The organism is Chitinophaga eiseniae (assembly GCF_012641265.1).
In the GTDB taxonomy this organism is placed as follows: Bacteria; Bacteroidota; Bacteroidia; order Chitinophagales; family Chitinophagaceae; genus Chitinophaga; species Chitinophaga eiseniae_A.
The window spans coordinates 90,327-107,378 of the sequence record NZ_JABAHZ010000004.1; the positions used below are offsets into that span (position 1 = coordinate 90,327).

Genomic DNA, 17,052 nt, shown 5'->3' on the forward strand with positions numbered 1-17,052 from the left:
ATTTGGAAGATGATGACTAAGCTGATTCCCTTCCTGTTATTATTTGCCGCACCGGCAGTTGCACAAACGAAACATATACCCGGAAATGAGCGCTGGACGGCCTGGTCGGTGCAACCAGCCGCAAAATGGGAAGATGCCTTTGTTACCGGTAATGGCCTTCATGGTATGATGATGATGGATACGCCTGGTAAAGAGCGCATTATTTGTGTGCACGAGGACTTGTTACTCCGTGCATGGGACCGCAATAAGATAGCAGTAGCCAACATTGCAGGTTTACTGCCTGCCGTACGGCAATTGGTAGATGCCGGTAAATTGGATGCTGCGGCAGCCCTGGCAACTGATGAGGCCCGCAAACAGCTGAGTAATATGGGGGCGCCACAGGCCTGGCCGGTATCACCACATCCGGCATTTGATATCGATATACATACCGACAATAAGGGCAGTATCAGTCACTACAAACGTTCGCTGAACATGGAAACCGGCGAAGTGCGTAGTACCTGGCAGGATAACAGTGGAGGAGTGGAGTATAAGATATTTTCTTCCCGTACCGCTAATGTAAATGTGGTGCGCATCCGCGGTATCAACGGCAGGAGGTTGTCTACCACACTTGCCCTGCAGGAAACGCCTGGTCGCCATGGCGAGGTAGATGGCGTGGATGTAAGCAAGGCATTCCGCGATATCAGCACCCATGCCGATCCCGGTGGATGGCTGGCTTACCATGCCCAATACGCCCGCGATTCCGGTGGCTATGAAGGACTGGCACGTGTTACCATCAAGGGCGGCGAGATGCAGGCCGACAGCAACAGTATACATGTCAGCAATGCCAAAGAAATACTGGTAGTGCTGCGGATCACTCCTTTGCAATATGGTGCTACCACACAACGCGTAGTGGTGCAAAATGAGCTGACCGCATTGCCCCTTAATTATGAAGATCTTTTCAATCCACATGCGGCACTGCATGCAGCGATGTTCCGGAGAGTACAGCTCAACCTGGGCTGCGCCACACAATGGGCTAGCACGCCTATTGAAAAAATGCTGGCGGAGGCACATCAACAAGGTCCTACACCGCTATTCCTGGAGCAAATGCATGCTATGGGGCGCTACCTGCTGATCTCCTCTTCGGGAAAGTATCCGCCACCACTGCAAGGCATCTGGGGTGGCGGCTGGACACCCGCCTGGAATGGAGGGTTTGTCTTTGACTCCAACGTCAACCTGGCCATATCGGCTATCTCCACCGGCGACTTGTCCGAATGCGCCGAATCGTACTTTGGTTACGTAGAACGGCTGCTGCCGGCCTGGCGACTGAATGCCCGGAGTTACCTGGGTTGCAGAGGTTTCCTCGTTCCGCATTACAGTGATCCGGAAAAAGGCTACCTCAATCATTTTGGCGCCGGTTATCCCTGGATGTACTGGCCCTCTGGCGCCGGCTGGAACCTTATGCCATTCTATGAACATGGTATGCTCACCGGTGATACCACCTTCCTCCGCCAGCGGGTATTGCCGTTATATGAGGAAATGGCGCAGTTCTACGAGGATTATCTCACGAAAGGGAATGATGGCTACTATCACATCTCTCCCGGTATCTCCCCGGAGAATAATGTGGGCAGTAATGAAACTACCCTGGCGAAAGACGCCACTATAGATATTGCCGTAGCACGTGAAGTATTCGATCACCTGCTGAAACTAGGCACGTTATTCAAGTTGGACAAAGCCCAAACGGACAAATGGCAGTATTACTATGATCATATAGTGCCTTACCGCATCAATGCAGATGGCGCGCTGGCAGAATGGGCGCCGCCGGATTACCCGGATAACTATGCCCACCGGCATAACTCCCACTTATACCCGGTATTCCCGGGAACGGAGTTCCTGCAAAGTAGCAGCGATCCCCGGTTGCTGCAAGCTGCCAGGGTAGCATTGGTGAAGCGGTTTAAAAATGATACAGAATCTGCGCATGGATTAATACATCTTGCGCTAATGGCGGCACGCCTGCACGATACAGCAAAAGTGGCTACCAACCTGCAACGATTTGCACAAAGACATTATGTATACAATGGATTGGTTACCTCGCATAACCCGGAGCATTCCATTTATAACCTCGATGCAGCGCTGAGCTTACAACGTCTCCTGTCGGATATGCTCGTGTTTTCGCAACCTGGAAAAGTGGAGTTGCTGCCGGCCTGTGCCAATAGCTTCCCCGGTGGAACATTATCCGGATTACGGATACATGGTGGACATAAACTCGATATCACCTGGGCCCATGGTACATTGGTCAGCGCGGTGGTACATGCTGGCCGTAACGACAGCTGTGAATTTGTTTATGGTAATAAGTCGGTTACCATCAAAATGTTGGCAGGAAAGCAATACCATTTTAATCATCAACTACAATGGAGATAATCTTTTTTTATAACTCGTGAAGCAGATGTAACAGGCCGTTCTTTCCAGGACGGCCTTTTTTTTTAACAGCCATTGTTGGTAAACGGGATAACTACAATCGATGTAAATAATTGCCGCTAAAAAACTATAAAGAAGTGACAATATTATATTAGGAAGATAACGGAATTAATTGGAGTTTTAACAAAGCGTCATAGATAGATCACTGCGATAAAACAGTGTTACACCACATTATTTTAATCTCTTTACCAGATATCCTTTTGATAAATGTATTCCGGCCATACAGATGAACAGTTGGTAGCGTTGCTGGCCAACGGTGATGAGAGTGCATTTAATGAGATCTACAACCGGTATTGGAAATGGTTGCTTTTTATTGCGCACAAACGCCTGCGTGATACAGAGGCTGCCCGCGAAGTTATTCAACAGGTGTTTCTAAACCTTTGGAATAAGCGTAACCGTATTATGATCACTTCATTGCCGCAATACCTGGCGGCCATGGCGAGGTACGCAGTATATCGTCACCTGGCCAACGAGGGCCGGAGACAAGAAGCGCAAACCAGTGCTATGATGCAGGAAGAAAGTTCACAGGCTTTTGATTTAGACAATAAACAACTGCTGGAAATACTCGTCAAATACGCCCATGAGCTTCCCGAAAAATTCAGTATCATATTTATCCACCATAAATTGATGGACAAGCCCCTCGAAGAAGTAGCACAGGAACTAGGTGTATCGCCCCGTACCGCCGAACGCTATATCGGTGAGGTAATGAAGATAATGCGCAATAAACTACGTGCCTTACGTACCGCTATATTCACCACTTTCCCCCTGTGGTGAAACTTTTTTTAAAAAAGTTGTGATTTCCTGCGTACAACTTTCCGTTTCATGTATCTATTATAGTAAATCCCGGATCTATGCACCCTGACAAGGACGCAATTCAACAGCTTGCCCGGAAATATATGGACGGTGTTGCCAGCGATGAAGAGATAAAACTCCTCCACGACTGGTACGACCACGTAAATCCCGGAGAGATGGAAGCGATATTCACTGACAGCAGTGAAACGCAGTTTGGCGCCGATACCTGGCAACGCTTACAGCAACAGATCAGTGCTGAAAAACCACTCCGGGTGAAGATGCTGCTGTTGCGCCGGTGGTGGGCGGCCGCTGTGGTATTGTTACTGGCGGGTGGACTCTGGGCTGTTCGCATACATAATAACCGTCGTGAAAGCCCAATGGTAGCGGCCAATAAGCCGTTGCATGATGTTAAGGCGCCTTCCGTTAACCACGCCGTACTAACATTGGCCGGTGGCAGGCAAATATTACTCGATAGCGCCGGCAATGGCCTGGTAGCCAGCCAAACAGGAATGAATATCATGAAGAATGATAGTGGCAGCATCGTATATGTGGCCGATGGAAGTCAACACGATATACAATATAATACGCTGACAATCCCCGCTGGGAGTAAACCTTTATCGGTCGCATTATCCGATGGGAGCAGGGTATGGCTGAATGCGGCATCTTCCCTGACCTTTCCGACCACGTTTTCCGGTAAGGAAAGAAAAGTGCTGATCAATGGAGAAGGTTACTTTGAAGTAGCTACTAATCCACAGGCCCCTTTCGTGGTAGCACGTCCTGATAAAGGCCTGCAGGTGCAGGTATTGGGAACAGCGTTCAATGTGAACGCCTATGATGGTGAGCCCGACATCCGCGTTACCCTGATCTCAGGCGCGGTGAAAGTTTCCAGGGGCCCGTCGCAGTCGGCCGTTACAGTTACAATGGCTCCGGGCCAGCAGGTACGTTTCTCCCCAACAAATATGGAAGTGTTGAAAGAAGTAGACATGGACGTGGTCATGGCGTGGAAAGATGGATTATTTGTGTTTGAGGGGACGGATATCCAGGTCATGATGCGGCAGGCTGAACGTTGGTATAACATTACGGTGAAATACCCCCATGGCGCGCCAGCAGAACATTTCACCGGATCCCTCTCCAGGGAGGCCAGCTTATCGCAATTCCTGAAAATACTTGACTACAGCGGCGTAACAGCCAATATTGATGGTAAAACCGTATTTATTAATCCTTAAAAATAAGTCTATATAAAACAAGAAACCGGCAGTGTAGCAGCACCGCCGGCGGAATGTTCAGGCGAATATAGTCCAATTAACCAATTGCTTTTATCAACCTAAACAACATGAAATTATGAAATTAAGATTTCATAAGCAATTCCTCGTTAGCCGATGGAAGGCGAATTGCTTCCGACAATCAACCAAAATCCTGTTAGTTATGAAAGTGACGTGCTTCCTTGTATTATCGGCCTGTTTGCAGGTATCGGCCGAAGGATTTGGTCAAAACATCACCCTACATGTCAAAAATGCGCCACTGGCAAAGGTATTCCGGGAAATAAGCCGACAAAGCGGTTACCAGGTTTTTGCCAACGACCGCCTGCTGAAAGGCATTGGCAGGGTAAGCGCCGACTTGCAGGACGTTTCTCTGAAAGCCGCCCTGGATGCCTGTTTTAAAGATCAGCCGCTTAGCTATGTTTTCGTAGGTAAAACAGTAGTGATCAAACAAGAGGAAAATACAGCACCGGCAGCGCCACCTGTGGAGGTGAAAGGAGTGATCCGTGATGATAAAGGAAACCCCCTTCCCGGCGCTACTATTCGTGTGAAAGGGAAGGAGAAGGCAGTGGTGTCCGATGGCCAGGGTGCCTTTACCCTGGCGGCGAACCCGGGCGATCAGCTGGTGATCTCTTTTATAGGATATGAAGACCAGGTGGTGACGGTAACCGCGCAGACAGACATCCGGGTTGCCATGAAATTAGCTTCCAGTAAGATGAATGAGCTGATAGTAGTGGGATATGGTACCCAAAAGAAGGCAAGTTTGACAGGCGCTGTTTCTGTTGCATCCGCAAAAGATTTTGTTGATCGCCCTGTTACAAACGTCAGCAATGCGCTGCAGGGTAAATTATCCGGAGTTACTGTTACTACCGATAATGGTCAGCCAGGAAGAGATGGTGGCACCATTAACGTTAGGGGGATTGGAACGGGGCTGGGAGGTTCTCCCGCCGTTTCTGGTCCAATGGTAGTGGTAGATGGTATCGTAGCATCTTTGGGTGAGGTGAACCCCAATGATATTGAAAGTATTACTGTTTTAAAAGACGCTTCTTCAGCAGCTATATATGGGGCAAGGGCCTCGAACGGTGTTATACTTGTTACCACCAAAAAGGGAAAGAAAGGTAGTTTGAGTGTTGCTTATGATGGATATGTTGGCCTGCAGTCTATTACCAGGAAACCAGATTTCCTTCCTTCATGGCAACAGGCATCATTATACAATGAAGCATTGGTAAATGAAGGTGGCAGCCCCAAATGGACAGACCAGGATATTCAACTATTTAAAGATGGAAGTGATCGCTCCGGCGCTCACCCCAACACAGATTGGTTAGGTTTATTTTATTCCCAGCCAGGTTATCAATCAAGCAATAATGTTAGCATTAATGGCGGGGATGAAAAAACGAGATATATGTTCTCTGTGGGGTACTTTAACCAACAGGGCAATGTACCTGAAACGAAATATGAAAAGTACAACATGCGTTTCAATTTAAATTCGCAGGTTTCTAAGAAGTTTGGCTTTAATGCCAATGTGTCCTATTTGTATGCTCCATTCAATGAACCAGTTAGTTCTTATTACCCCAGCTTTGCCCAAATTATTGGCCTGGTTAATGGAATTGCCAGCACTGTGCCATATAAATGGCAGAATGGGGCTTACGGCTATGTATCTAACGGTTCACCAATGGCGTGGCTGGAATCTGGGTCATTCAATAAATGGCAGAATTACACTTTCACCGGAAACATTGGCTTAGACTATGCTCCTGTAACAGGGCTTCATTTACGGCCGTCATTTGGGTACAGGTTGGCAATGGGACAGCAACAGCAATTTGTGAGTGATATTCAATATTACAAAGGAGGCCCTGAAGGTACCCCATTAACACCTACAAAATACCAGGGGCCTAATAACCTCACCAATACATCAGACAGAACCACTTATACATTGTTGCAAATGCTGGCTGAATACGAGAAAGCATTGGGTCAGCATCACTTCAAGTTGTTGGGAGGTGCATCAAAGGAGTATTCTATCTATAACAACGCTTCAGCATACCGCCAGGGCTTCCTGAACAATGCGATCACTCAATTGAATGCCGCACCGGCAGATGGACAGACCGCAAAAGGGTATGCCAATGATTGGGCTTTGCAGTCAGTATTTGGCAGGTTTAATTACGATTGGGCAGACAAATATTTGTTTGAGGCAAATATCCGTTACGACGGGTCTTCTCGTTTTGCGCCCGGCAAACAATGGGGGGCTTTCCCTTCATTCTCTGCCGGTTGGGTGATTTCTGAAGAATCATTTTTCGGTAACCTGAAAAATTCAGTCAACCTGTTAAAGCTGAGAGGATCATGGGGCAGGTTAGGTAACCAGCAGATTTCCAACTACCCGGCAATAGCAACTGTTTCACCTGGCCAGGTATATTCTTTCAACCAAAGCCTGGTATCGGGTATTGCGCCTACTGCTGGTGCAAATACAGATATTCAATGGGAGAAAACAGAAACCTACGGGGTGGGCATTGACGCTGCATTACTGCAGAACAGATTGAATTTTTCGTTTGATCTCTTCAATAAAAATACCAGCAATATCCTGATGGTATTACCTATAGGTGCTCCTTATGCACTCAGCGCGCCATTCCAGAATGCCGGTGCTATGACGAATAAGGGCTTTGAGTTGAATATTGGCTATAGCGATAATGTTGGTAAAGTAAAATACACCCTCAATGGTAATGTAACTTATACCAAGAACAGCGTTACAGATCTGAAAGGCGCTGGCCCATTCATCGGTTTCGGTACATTTTACGATGTTAACTATCCATTCTATTCATTGTATGGTTTACAGGCGACAGGTATTTACCGGACTAAAGAGGAGGTTACAGGAACCGCAGTAATTAACCCGGTAGTTTCTGCCGGCGACATAAAATATAAAGACCAGAATAATGATGGCAAAATCGATGCGAAAGATAGAGTGTACCTGGGTTCTTATTTCCCTAAATATACTTTTGGATTAACTGCCACAGCAGCATATAAAAACTTTCAGCTTAGTTTGTTCTTCCAGGGTGCAGCCGGTGTAAAATCTAATGCCAGTAACCTGATCGGATCGATTGGAGGTGATTCAAGGAAGCCTACCAGCTTGTTTCTTGACAGATGGACACCTCAAAATCCATCCGCGCCCCTTCCAAGAGCCTGGTATAGATATACACAAAATGACCCTTTTATCAACCCGTCTTCGTTTTGGATAAAAGATGCGTCTTATGTACGCCTGAAAAATATAGCGCTGAGCTACAGTATCCCTAAAAGCTGGATAGCAAAAGTGCATTTAACCAACATGAGAATTTTTTACAGTGGCCAAAATGTTTTAACGCTCACCAAATTCTATAAAGGAATAGATCCTGAAATAGGTTCCAGAGCAAACCCTAGCAGCTATCCGCAGGTAATGGTCAATACAATTGGTTTAAATGTTACATTCTAAATTTTAGATCGATGAAAAAAACAATAATATTTCTTTTCGCTGCTGCCGTTTTTTCAGGTTGTAAAAAAGACTTTTTAAATACTACCCCCTTAGATGCTTACAGTAATGCTACTTTATGGAAGTCGCAAACTGATGCACTTGCCGCATTGAACGGTTGTTATAGCGGCTGGGAATACGGCGATAACGTGATATACGATGATTGTCTTACTGACAATGCTTATGACCAGTTCCCATGGGAAGGATATGAAACATTCGCCTCAGGATTGGCCACAGCCAGCAATCCCGGGATCAATAAGTATGATTATGCTACCATTCAGAAATGTAACTGGTTCCTGGATAACATAGGTAACGTGCCTGCTGAGAAAATTGATGCCGCTATTAAAGAAAGAATGAAAGCGGAAGCAAGGTTTTTAAGAGCATACCGTTATTTTATACTCAGCCAGGATTATGGGGATGTCCCTTTTGTTGAACACAGCATAACACCTACTGAGGCAAATAGCATTAAACAAACGTCCAAGGCAACCATTACCGGTTATGTGCTTTCGGAATTGGCCGCCATTGCCCCATCACTGCCTGTAAGCTACAGCGGAAGCGATATCGGCAGGATTACCCGCGGTGCAGCCCTGGCACTGAAAGCAAGGATTGAACTGTTTAATGGAAAATATACTGACTGTATAGCCACAACGCGGCAGTTGATGCAGGCGCCTTTCTCTTATAGTTTATATCCCAATTATGCTGAGATGTTCCGCCCGCAAAATGCAGGCAACCAGGAAGTAATCCTGGATGTGCAATACCTCTTAAATACCAACAGCGCATGGGTGCTGATTGCACTGGCGCCAAATTCATTCGGCGGTTGGAGTTCTGTTGCACCAGCGCAGTCATTGGTAGATGCCTATGAAACGATTAATGGTAAAACAATTCAGAATGATCCAACTTATGATCCCACACAACCATACAAGAACAGGGATCCGCGGCTTGATGCAAGTATCATCAGGCCGGGTAGTTTGTATATGAATGCCTATTTTGATCCATTGAGTCAAAGTTCGTCGGATGCCCGTGGCGGTAACAATGCTTCCCCTACAGGGTATAATTTCAAAAAGTACATTCAGAACCTGGATGATTTTAAAGGAACAAGTTATGGTGCGGGTGATATCAGCAATACCGGGCAAACTTTTATTGCCATTCGTTATGCCGAAATATTGTTAACATATGCAGAAGCTAAAATTGAAGCAAATGAAATTGACCAGTCGGTGTACAATGCCATCAATGCCGTAAGAAGCAGGGTGGGAATGCCACCTGCAACTGTGGCTGTGTATCCTGATCAAGTTTCGTTACGCGCACTGGTACGCCGTGAAAGAAGGGTAGAACTGGCAGGCGAAGGGTTGCGCTGGTACGACATACAGCGTTGGAAGATTGCTACAACTGTCATACCTGGTAATGTGTATGGCTGCCCCGATGGCACTGTGAATACTTCTAACGGGATACTCAGCTTAAAGCCAAATACAAACGTCAATATAGGAAGCAGAACATTTACAGGTAAGAATTACCTATTCCCTATTCCGCAGAAGGAGATGGATGTTAATAAGAATTTAAAACAGAACGAAGGGTATTAATTATCAAAAAGGGCTGAAGATATTTTGCTTCAGCCCTCTTTTACTCAAGGCGCTAAAATATATTGGATTGAAACCCGCAACTTTTTGGCCGGGTTAATATTGTGGAGCTTGCATGTTCCCAGGAGTCTATATAGCATAGCGGATCGTCTGGCAGCTTCATGAGATCCTGCAAAGAAGTAATTTTTTATTAAAGGAGGTGGCAAAACTGCTTTTGCCACCTCCTTCATGTTAAGATTTAGGCAACTGAATGTACCCGGTGTTATTTTTTTTTATAGTTTGCAGTATCAAACACCAACCAACGACACCTTGTTTTTCCATCAACCAGACAATGAGAGAGCGCTATTGAATGATATTGCCAACGGTGATGAACGGGCATTCAGCGTTCTTTTTGCTCATTATTACCCGCTATTGTTTTCCCTGGTACAGCGTTTTTCATTGGAAGACAGCGACGTGCAGGAAGCGTTGCAGGAAACTTTTATACAGGTTTGGTTGAACAGGGACCGGCTGACAGATGTCAGAAACGTACAGGGATGGCTATTACGGATCGCTACCCGCCGGTGCCGTGAAGTGCTGCGGAAAATGCTGTTGCAGGAACGTACGGCCCTGCAAGCCGATTTAAGCAATGAAAAACAAGTGAAGGTGACCCCTGAGCATCAAATGCAGGGGGGCGAACTAAAACGATTATTGGCGGAGGCGTTGGACCGGATGCCGGAACAGCGCCGGAGAATTTACCTGATGAGCCGGGAAATGGGGCTTAAACCCGCTGAAATTGCCGAACAACTCTCCCTTTCTGTAAGTACAGTTAAAAATACGCTCGTTATAGCCCTTAAACAAATACGGGAACACCTCGAGGAAGCAGGGTATGCATTACTGTACATTTATATTTTTTACAACATTTTATAAAAAATTGACGTTGGAATAGTACGTTTTACCGCGGCGTTGCACTTCATATAGCTAACAGGCAGAAAAGACAGCAGCGCTATGGATTTTGAACGGTTTCAATATTTATTGGGGCAGTATAAAAAGCGGCAGCTCTCTGGAGCTGAGCGGGAAGAATTACTGGCGCTAACAGATAATGCCAGTGAAGAACAATGGAAAGTACTTGTAACCCGGTTGTTACAGACAACTCAGTGGCAACCAGCCTCTTTGGATAAGGAGTTCCTGGATAAAGAATTATTGTCGGTATTATCTGCCGATAAAATACAGGTGGGTGAAAAGCCGGATCGTATACCCCTTGGCGCCAGCCCATCCCTTTCTATTGGATGGCGATGGATAGCTGCGGCCAGTATATTCCTTTTATTTACCGTCAGCGCCTTCTTTTGGCTGCAGCAACGCAGACAGGCTATGTTGGCTGTTTCCCCGACATTGTCCGCAAATATGCCTCCCGGACATAAGGGGGCTATCCTCACATTGGCAGATGGCAGCCAACTGGTATTGGACAGCCTGAATAATGGTATGATAGCCACTCAGAAAGGGACGCACGTAATATTAAATAATGGTCAGCTTTTATATAAGACGCAGCAAACCAGCGAAGTAAGCTATAATACTGTAACTACCCCTAACGGACGCCAATACACGGTAATACTATCAGATGGATCAAGGGTATGGCTAAATGCTGGTAGCTCATTAAAATATCCCACCACTTTCAGTGACAATGAAAGAATAGTAGAACTATCAGGGGAAGCCTACTTTGAGGTAACAAAGGTAATGAGCAAACACACCGCCGGAAAAATTCCTTTTATCGTAAAAACGGCCTCCCAGCAGGTGCTGGTTCTTGGTACAAGCTTCAATATCAATGCTTACAGCAACGAAGCTGTAGTTAAAACCACGTTGCTGGAAGGAATGGTACGCGTGGCAGCAGCGGGATCTTCACCGGCAGCCGTTACCCTGAAACCCGGTCAGCAGGCTGTGGTCATAGCCCCCGCGATGAAAATTGACCCGGCAGTAATAAAGGTAATCGACCATCCTGATATTGATCAGGTAATAGCCTGGAAGAATGGCGCTTTCAATTTTGAAGACCTGCCCCTGCCAGAAGCTATGCGTCAGCTGGAACGCTGGTACGATATCAGGGTCATCTACGAGAACGGTGTTCCGGATATCCGGTTTTTCGGAGGAGTGGATCGCAATATGAATTTAGGAGACCTGCTGGAAATGCTGGCCAAAGCAGGTCTTAAATATAGAATGGAAGGAGGCAGAAAACTGGTGGTCATCAATAATACAAAGAATTAATACAGATTAAGAAACCGCCACGGTTAGGGCCCGTGACGGTTAAACGACTTTAGTTAATATTAAACGATTTGAGTAACCACATTTACTAAAAACCAAAATCAATTGCAAAGTATGCAAAAAACTGCGAAATGGAGCAGGTGGACTTCTATTGCCTTATATGACAGGCTATACTGCTGCTGCACTCTCCTGAAAACTATGCTCACGATGACACGAAGTCGAAAGACGGGACTACATCGTTTCACCGGGAAAACACTTTGGATGGCGATGAAATTAACTGTTTTTTTATTGACTGCAGCTTTTCTCAGCGTGCAGGCTGTGGGCAGCCGGGCTCAGACTATTACGCTTTCCGGGAAGGATATCTCTTTAAAACATGTCTTTGCCACTATCAAAAAGCAAACCGGGTACCTTGTTTTTGGTAATACCGATCTTTTAAAATCCGGCAAGGCGGTCTCCCTTTCGGCACAGGATGTTCCGCTGCAGGAGTTTTTAGGCATGATATCCAAAGATCAGCCATTTTCCTGTGAGATAAAGAGTAAAACGATCATGCTGATTCAAAACTCCTCGCCCCATCCTTCCGGAAATGTAATGGCAGACAACAGAACAGATACTGGCACTATTTCCGGTTTTGTCAGGAATGACAAGGGGGAACCGTTGATAGGTACTACTATCGCGATAAAAAATTCTAAGCAGGCAGCGGTGACTAATGAAAGAGGAGCGTTTAGACTCGGTGGTGTGAGAGAAGGATCTGTGCTGATCATCACTAATATTGGGTTTAAATCACAATCGGTTACCGTACAGGATATCAGGAAAATAATGGAAATAGTCCTGGAAAAAAATATCTCCAGCCTGTCGGAAGTCGTAGTGAATACAGGTATCGTCAACAGGAATGCCAATAGTTTTACCGGTGCCGCCACTACAATTACCAGGGAAGATCTTGCCAGGGTAAGTAACAAGAATGTTATTCAAAGCCTTAAAGTACTGGAACCTTCCTTAATGATATTTAGTAATCTTACTGCTGGTTCCGACCCCAATAAGCTACCCGATATGATGCTCAGGGGAAATTCTTCCTTTCCCCAGGGAGCTGCCACCACGAATTTAAAAGGAGACTACGGTAACAACCCCAATCAGCCACTGTTTATCCTGGATGGTTTTGAGGTCAGTTTAACTAAGGTCGTGGACCTGGATATGAACAGGATAGAGACGATCACTATTTTAAAAGATGCCTCCGCAAAAGCTATTTATGGCGCAAAGGCGGCCAATGGCGTAGTGGTAATTGAAACGAAGAAAAATACGGGCAATAAGGCGATCATCACCTATAATGGAAGCGTGGACATCGAAACGCCTGATTTATCGAGCTATAATCTGGCTAATTCGGCTGAAAAACTGGAAGCAGAAAGAATATACGGCATGTATTCCCAGATTTCAGATTATCCGCCTAACTATCAAACTCAGCTACAGCTCGATCAGCAGTACAACCAACGCCTGCAGGCAGTGCTTTCCGGCGTTAATACCGACTGGATGTCCAAACCACTCCGCAATGGACTGGGACAAAAACATGGAATCTCTGTTGAATTGGGTGAGCGGGATCTGAAACTGTTTGCCGATTTTTCTTACAACAATATTGCCGGCGTCATGAAGGGATCCGCCAGGAATGTGTTTGCAACTTCTGCTACGTTATCGTACCGGTATAAAAATTTCCTGTTCAGGAACATCCTCAGCTTTACGGATGGTAAAAGTAATGATTCTCCCTATGGCACATTTGGTGAGTACGCTAAAATGAATCCTTACTGGACGCCCTATGATGAATTTGGTAACCTGAAACAAAATGCTGAAACCGGGATTGTTCCTTACGTGGGCAGCACTTCTATTTCAAATTTTTATGCGCCGAATCCGCTATATAATTCTACACTCAATACCAAACTGACAAATAACTATACAGAGTTTATCGATAATTTTTATACAGAAGTGAACCTGATGACTGGCCTGAAAATGCTATTGAGAGGAAGTTTTACCAGCACAAAAAACCAGGCGGATCAGTTTTATCCCGCCAACCATTTAAAATTCCAGAATTATACCGGAGATGATTTTTTCAGAAAAGGTTCCTACCAGAGAAATGAAGGCGCGCAGGTGAGATACACCGGGGATTTCAACGTGAACTATAACAAGCCACTGGGTGATAAACATTTGTTATTTCTGAACGTTGGTGCTAATGTAAGCGAACGTAGCTTTGAGGAAGTGGCTTACAGTGCCGAGGGCTTTCCAAACGACCGGATGAACGATATTTTGTTTGCCAAACAATATAGCAAATATGCGAACCGGCCCACCGGAAGTGAAGGTACTACAAGAGACCTCGGATTTTTGTCCATAGCCAGCTACTCGTTCGATAATCGTTTCTTTGCTGATGCTTCTTTCAGAACCAGCGCTTCGTCTCAGTTTGGTGAAAACCACCGCTGGGGATCATTCTGGAGTACTGGGCTGGGGTGGAATATCCAGAATGAAAAATGGATAGAGAACCTGAATATATTTGACCGGTTGAAACTCCGTGCATCCGTTGGTTCAACAGGGTCGCAGAATTTTAGTTCCTATCAATCGCTCGCCACCTATACCTACTTCCAGGATAAGATATACCAGGGCTACCTGGGGGCATATTTAAAAGGATTGGCCAATCCGGACCTCAGATGGCAACAGAAAATGGATTACAACGTGGGTATTGATTTCAACATCCGGAAGAGATTCACCGGACGGTTGGACTATTACCAGAGCATTACGCAAAACACCCTGGTAGATTTTACACTGCCGCCATCCACCGGGTTTTTCAGTGTAAAGGAGAACCTCGGAAAGATCCGGAATATTGGACTGGAAGCGATGCTGTCATACACTATTTATTCAGATACCAGAAACAGGTCCTATTTTTCCGTAACTGCATCGGCCATACATAACAAAAATACCATCGTATCTATTTCCAACGCGCTGGATGCCTACAACCAGCAGCAGAATAAGATGGCGGAAGACCGTTTTAATAACACGCCTGTTGTCAAATACTATAATGGCGTGTCCATGGATGCCATTTGGGCCGTGAGGTCACTCGGTATTGATCCTGCTAATGGTCAGGAAATATATCTGACAAAGAATGGTGTCAAAACCTATACCTATTCAGGGACGGATCAGGTAGTGGTGGGAGATAAAATGCCGAAAGTGTCCGGAACATTCGGGTTGAACGGTGAATATCGCGGATTTGGCATGAATGCCTATTTCACATTTTTATGCGGAGGTCAGCTATACAACCAGACTTTGGTAGATCGTGTAGAAAATGTGGACATGAGCTATAACGTCGATAAACGGGTGTTAAACAGTACCTGGCACCAACCCGGCGATGTAAAGCCGTTTAAAGCGCTGGGCTCTGTGGAAATTCAAAACCCTGATGGCTCCTGGACAAGAAAGTTTATCCGCACCCAACCTAGCGACCGCTTTGTAATGGACAGGAATGAACTGTCGCTGGCATCGCTGAGCTTTACCTACGACTTCTACAGATGGGCCTTTGTGAAGCAAATGGGTTTACAGCGGTTGCGTTGTGCATTTTATACCAACGATCTGTTTACCCTCTCGTCTATACCTGTTGAACGTGGAACAGATTATCCATTTTCCAGGAAGTTTTCTTTTTCACTATCGGCCACTTTTTAGTGTCTCGGATCCTGTTGTTTAAGATGCTTTTATTGTATGAAGTTTAAACCAACTGTTATGAAACGAATTTTAGCTTTAGCTATAGCTATTTGCAGCCTTTGTTCGTGCAAAAAATGGCTGTCAGTAACACCGAAGTCCGAAATATCTTCTACTGAGCTATTTAAATCGGAGCAGGGGTATAAGGATGCCTTGATGGGCGCTTATCTGCTAATGACGTCCACCAACGCCTACGGCTTTGAAAGCACTGTCGGATTGGTGGATGCACTGGCTCAGCAATACGCAATACCCGGATCGACTCACCCTTATTATTATGCTGCTTTGTATCAGTATGATCATGCGTCTGTAGTCCCCAAAAAAGATAATATATGGAGCACTAATTATAATGCGATTGCCAATCTGAACAATATCATCAACACCATCGATGATAAGAAAAGCATGATGAACCCTGCCAACTATGCTTTGATAAAAGGAGAAGCATTGGGGCTGAGGGCTTTCCTGCATTTCGATCTATACCGGCTTTTTGGCTATGGCAACCTGGTAAGTGATCCGGCTGGCCTGGATAATAAGATACTTCCCTATGCGAACAGCTATTCCAAGAAAATCACACCTCCGGTTACCGGGAGGGCATTTCTGGATTCCGTTAAATATGATCTTTCCCGTGCAGCAGATTTGATGGCGAAATATGATTCTGTAAGTATTACGCAGGGCACAAAAAATGGTATAGACATTCCAAATGCAGATCATTTCTATGATAACAGGAAAATGAGGTTCAACTATTTCGCTGTCAGAGCAACCCAGGCCAGGGTGTACCTGTGGCTGGGCGAGTATGACAATGCTATGGCGGCTGCCCAGGAGGTGATTACCAAAGGGCAGGGTTACCTCGTTACATTTAATGGAGGTACTATCAATGACCCTAACCCGGTAAATAAAGATTACGCCTTCAGTACAGAGCATATCTTTTCATTGAACGTACAAAATATGTACGATTTCATAAAGCCCTATATCGATCAGTTTGCGGCGGATGGCTTGAATACAAACTACAGTCAACTGGCGCATAGCGGAACAGTGGCTAATGACCTTTATGAGATAAATACCAAGCCGGGTATGTCGTTATCCGATTATCGTTATAAAGAATTGTATAAAAAAATATCATCCACCAATTATCTCCTTCTGAAGTTTACCTACGTGCCCAATTCATCATTTAAGGACAGGATGCCCGTTATCACCCTGCCCGAGATGTATTATATCATGGCGGAGTGTTATAATGAAAAAAATGATCCGGTAACGGCGGTTAGCTATCTAAATACGGTAAGAACCAACAGGGGAATTTCCATCTTTTATAAGCTGACGGATACACTTACAAAACCAGATGTAGCGGCTGAAATTCAAAGAGAGTATAGAAAAGAGTTTGTAAGTGAAGGACAGTTATTTTATTTCTATAAAAGGAGGGGAAATATCAGTATCCCGGGAACAGCCAAAGTGATGGATAAATCTATCTATGTTTTACCCATACCTCAGCTCGAACGCGATATGAGCAGTGGACAATAGTTGATTGATACTTGTTTTACAA

The 17,052-nt window shown here is 45.4% G+C and carries 9 protein-coding genes; all 9 read left to right on the plus strand.

Annotation, left to right across the window (positions count from 1 at the left end; all coding sequences use genetic code 11):
* Positions 1–9: 9 nt before the first annotated feature.
* On the plus strand, positions 10–2,397 hold the full coding sequence (locus HGH91_RS17465) for a glycosyl hydrolase family 95 catalytic domain-containing protein (protein WP_211092345.1): 2,388 nt from the start codon (positions 10–12) through the stop codon (positions 2,395–2,397).
* Positions 2,398–2,661: 264 nt separating this feature from the next.
* A complete protein-coding gene (locus HGH91_RS17470) occupies positions 2,662–3,228 on the plus strand; it encodes an RNA polymerase sigma factor (RefSeq protein WP_168740099.1) in 567 nt (188 codons plus the stop codon).
* Between the two features lie 77 nt (positions 3,229–3,305).
* Positions 3,306–4,472, plus strand: a complete 1,167-nt coding sequence (locus tag HGH91_RS17475; protein WP_168740100.1) for a FecR family protein — start codon at positions 3,306–3,308, stop codon at positions 4,470–4,472.
* A 199-nt stretch (positions 4,473–4,671) separates the two neighbouring features.
* Positions 4,672–7,959: a TonB-dependent receptor gene (locus HGH91_RS17480; protein WP_168740101.1), complete on the plus strand. Its 3,288-nt coding sequence runs from the start codon at positions 4,672–4,674 to the stop codon at positions 7,957–7,959.
* A gap of 11 nt (positions 7,960–7,970) precedes the next feature.
* Entirely contained in the window at positions 7,971–9,572 is a 1,602-nt protein-coding gene (locus HGH91_RS17485) for a RagB/SusD family nutrient uptake outer membrane protein (protein WP_168740102.1), read from the plus strand.
* A gap of 225 nt (positions 9,573–9,797) precedes the next feature.
* Positions 9,798–10,475 (plus strand): RNA polymerase sigma factor, encoded by a 678-nt coding sequence (locus HGH91_RS17490; protein ID WP_168740103.1) that lies wholly within the window; start codon positions 9,798–9,800, stop codon positions 10,473–10,475.
* A gap of 78 nt (positions 10,476–10,553) precedes the next feature.
* Positions 10,554–11,801 carry a FecR family protein gene (locus HGH91_RS17495; RefSeq protein WP_168740104.1) on the plus strand — a complete coding sequence of 416 codons (1,248 nt, stop codon included), beginning with the start codon at positions 10,554–10,556 and terminating at the stop codon, positions 11,799–11,801.
* A gap of 204 nt (positions 11,802–12,005) precedes the next feature.
* On the plus strand, positions 12,006–15,482 hold the full coding sequence (locus HGH91_RS17500; RefSeq protein ID WP_168740105.1) for a SusC/RagA family TonB-linked outer membrane protein: 3,477 nt from the start codon (positions 12,006–12,008) through the stop codon (positions 15,480–15,482).
* A gap of 57 nt (positions 15,483–15,539) precedes the next feature.
* Entirely contained in the window at positions 15,540–17,030 is a 1,491-nt protein-coding gene (locus HGH91_RS17505; protein ID WP_168740106.1) for a RagB/SusD family nutrient uptake outer membrane protein, read from the plus strand.
* The last annotated feature ends 22 nt before the right edge of the window (positions 17,031–17,052 follow it).

What these genes read in the sequence shown, in the direction of transcription:
- HGH91_RS17465 (WP_211092345.1), top strand. Translation starts at nt 10, where the DNA reads ATGATGACTAAGCTGATTCCCTTCCTGTTATTATTTGCCGCACCGGCA.
- HGH91_RS17470 (WP_168740099.1), top strand. Translation starts at nt 2,662, where the DNA reads ATGTATTCCGGCCATACAGATGAACAGTTGGTAGCGTTGCTGGCCAAC.
- HGH91_RS17475 (WP_168740100.1), top strand. Translation starts at nt 3,306, where the DNA reads ATGCACCCTGACAAGGACGCAATTCAACAGCTTGCCCGGAAATATATG.
- HGH91_RS17480 (WP_168740101.1), top strand. Translation starts at nt 4,672, where the DNA reads ATGAAAGTGACGTGCTTCCTTGTATTATCGGCCTGTTTGCAGGTATCG.
- HGH91_RS17485 (WP_168740102.1), top strand. Translation starts at nt 7,971, where the DNA reads ATGAAAAAAACAATAATATTTCTTTTCGCTGCTGCCGTTTTTTCAGGT.
- HGH91_RS17490 (WP_168740103.1), top strand. Translation starts at nt 9,798, where the DNA reads ATGTTAAGATTTAGGCAACTGAATGTACCCGGTGTTATTTTTTTTTAT.
- HGH91_RS17495 (WP_168740104.1), top strand. Translation starts at nt 10,554, where the DNA reads ATGGATTTTGAACGGTTTCAATATTTATTGGGGCAGTATAAAAAGCGG.
- HGH91_RS17500 (WP_168740105.1), top strand. Translation starts at nt 12,006, where the DNA reads ATGACACGAAGTCGAAAGACGGGACTACATCGTTTCACCGGGAAAACA.
- HGH91_RS17505 (WP_168740106.1), top strand. Translation starts at nt 15,540, where the DNA reads ATGAAACGAATTTTAGCTTTAGCTATAGCTATTTGCAGCCTTTGTTCG.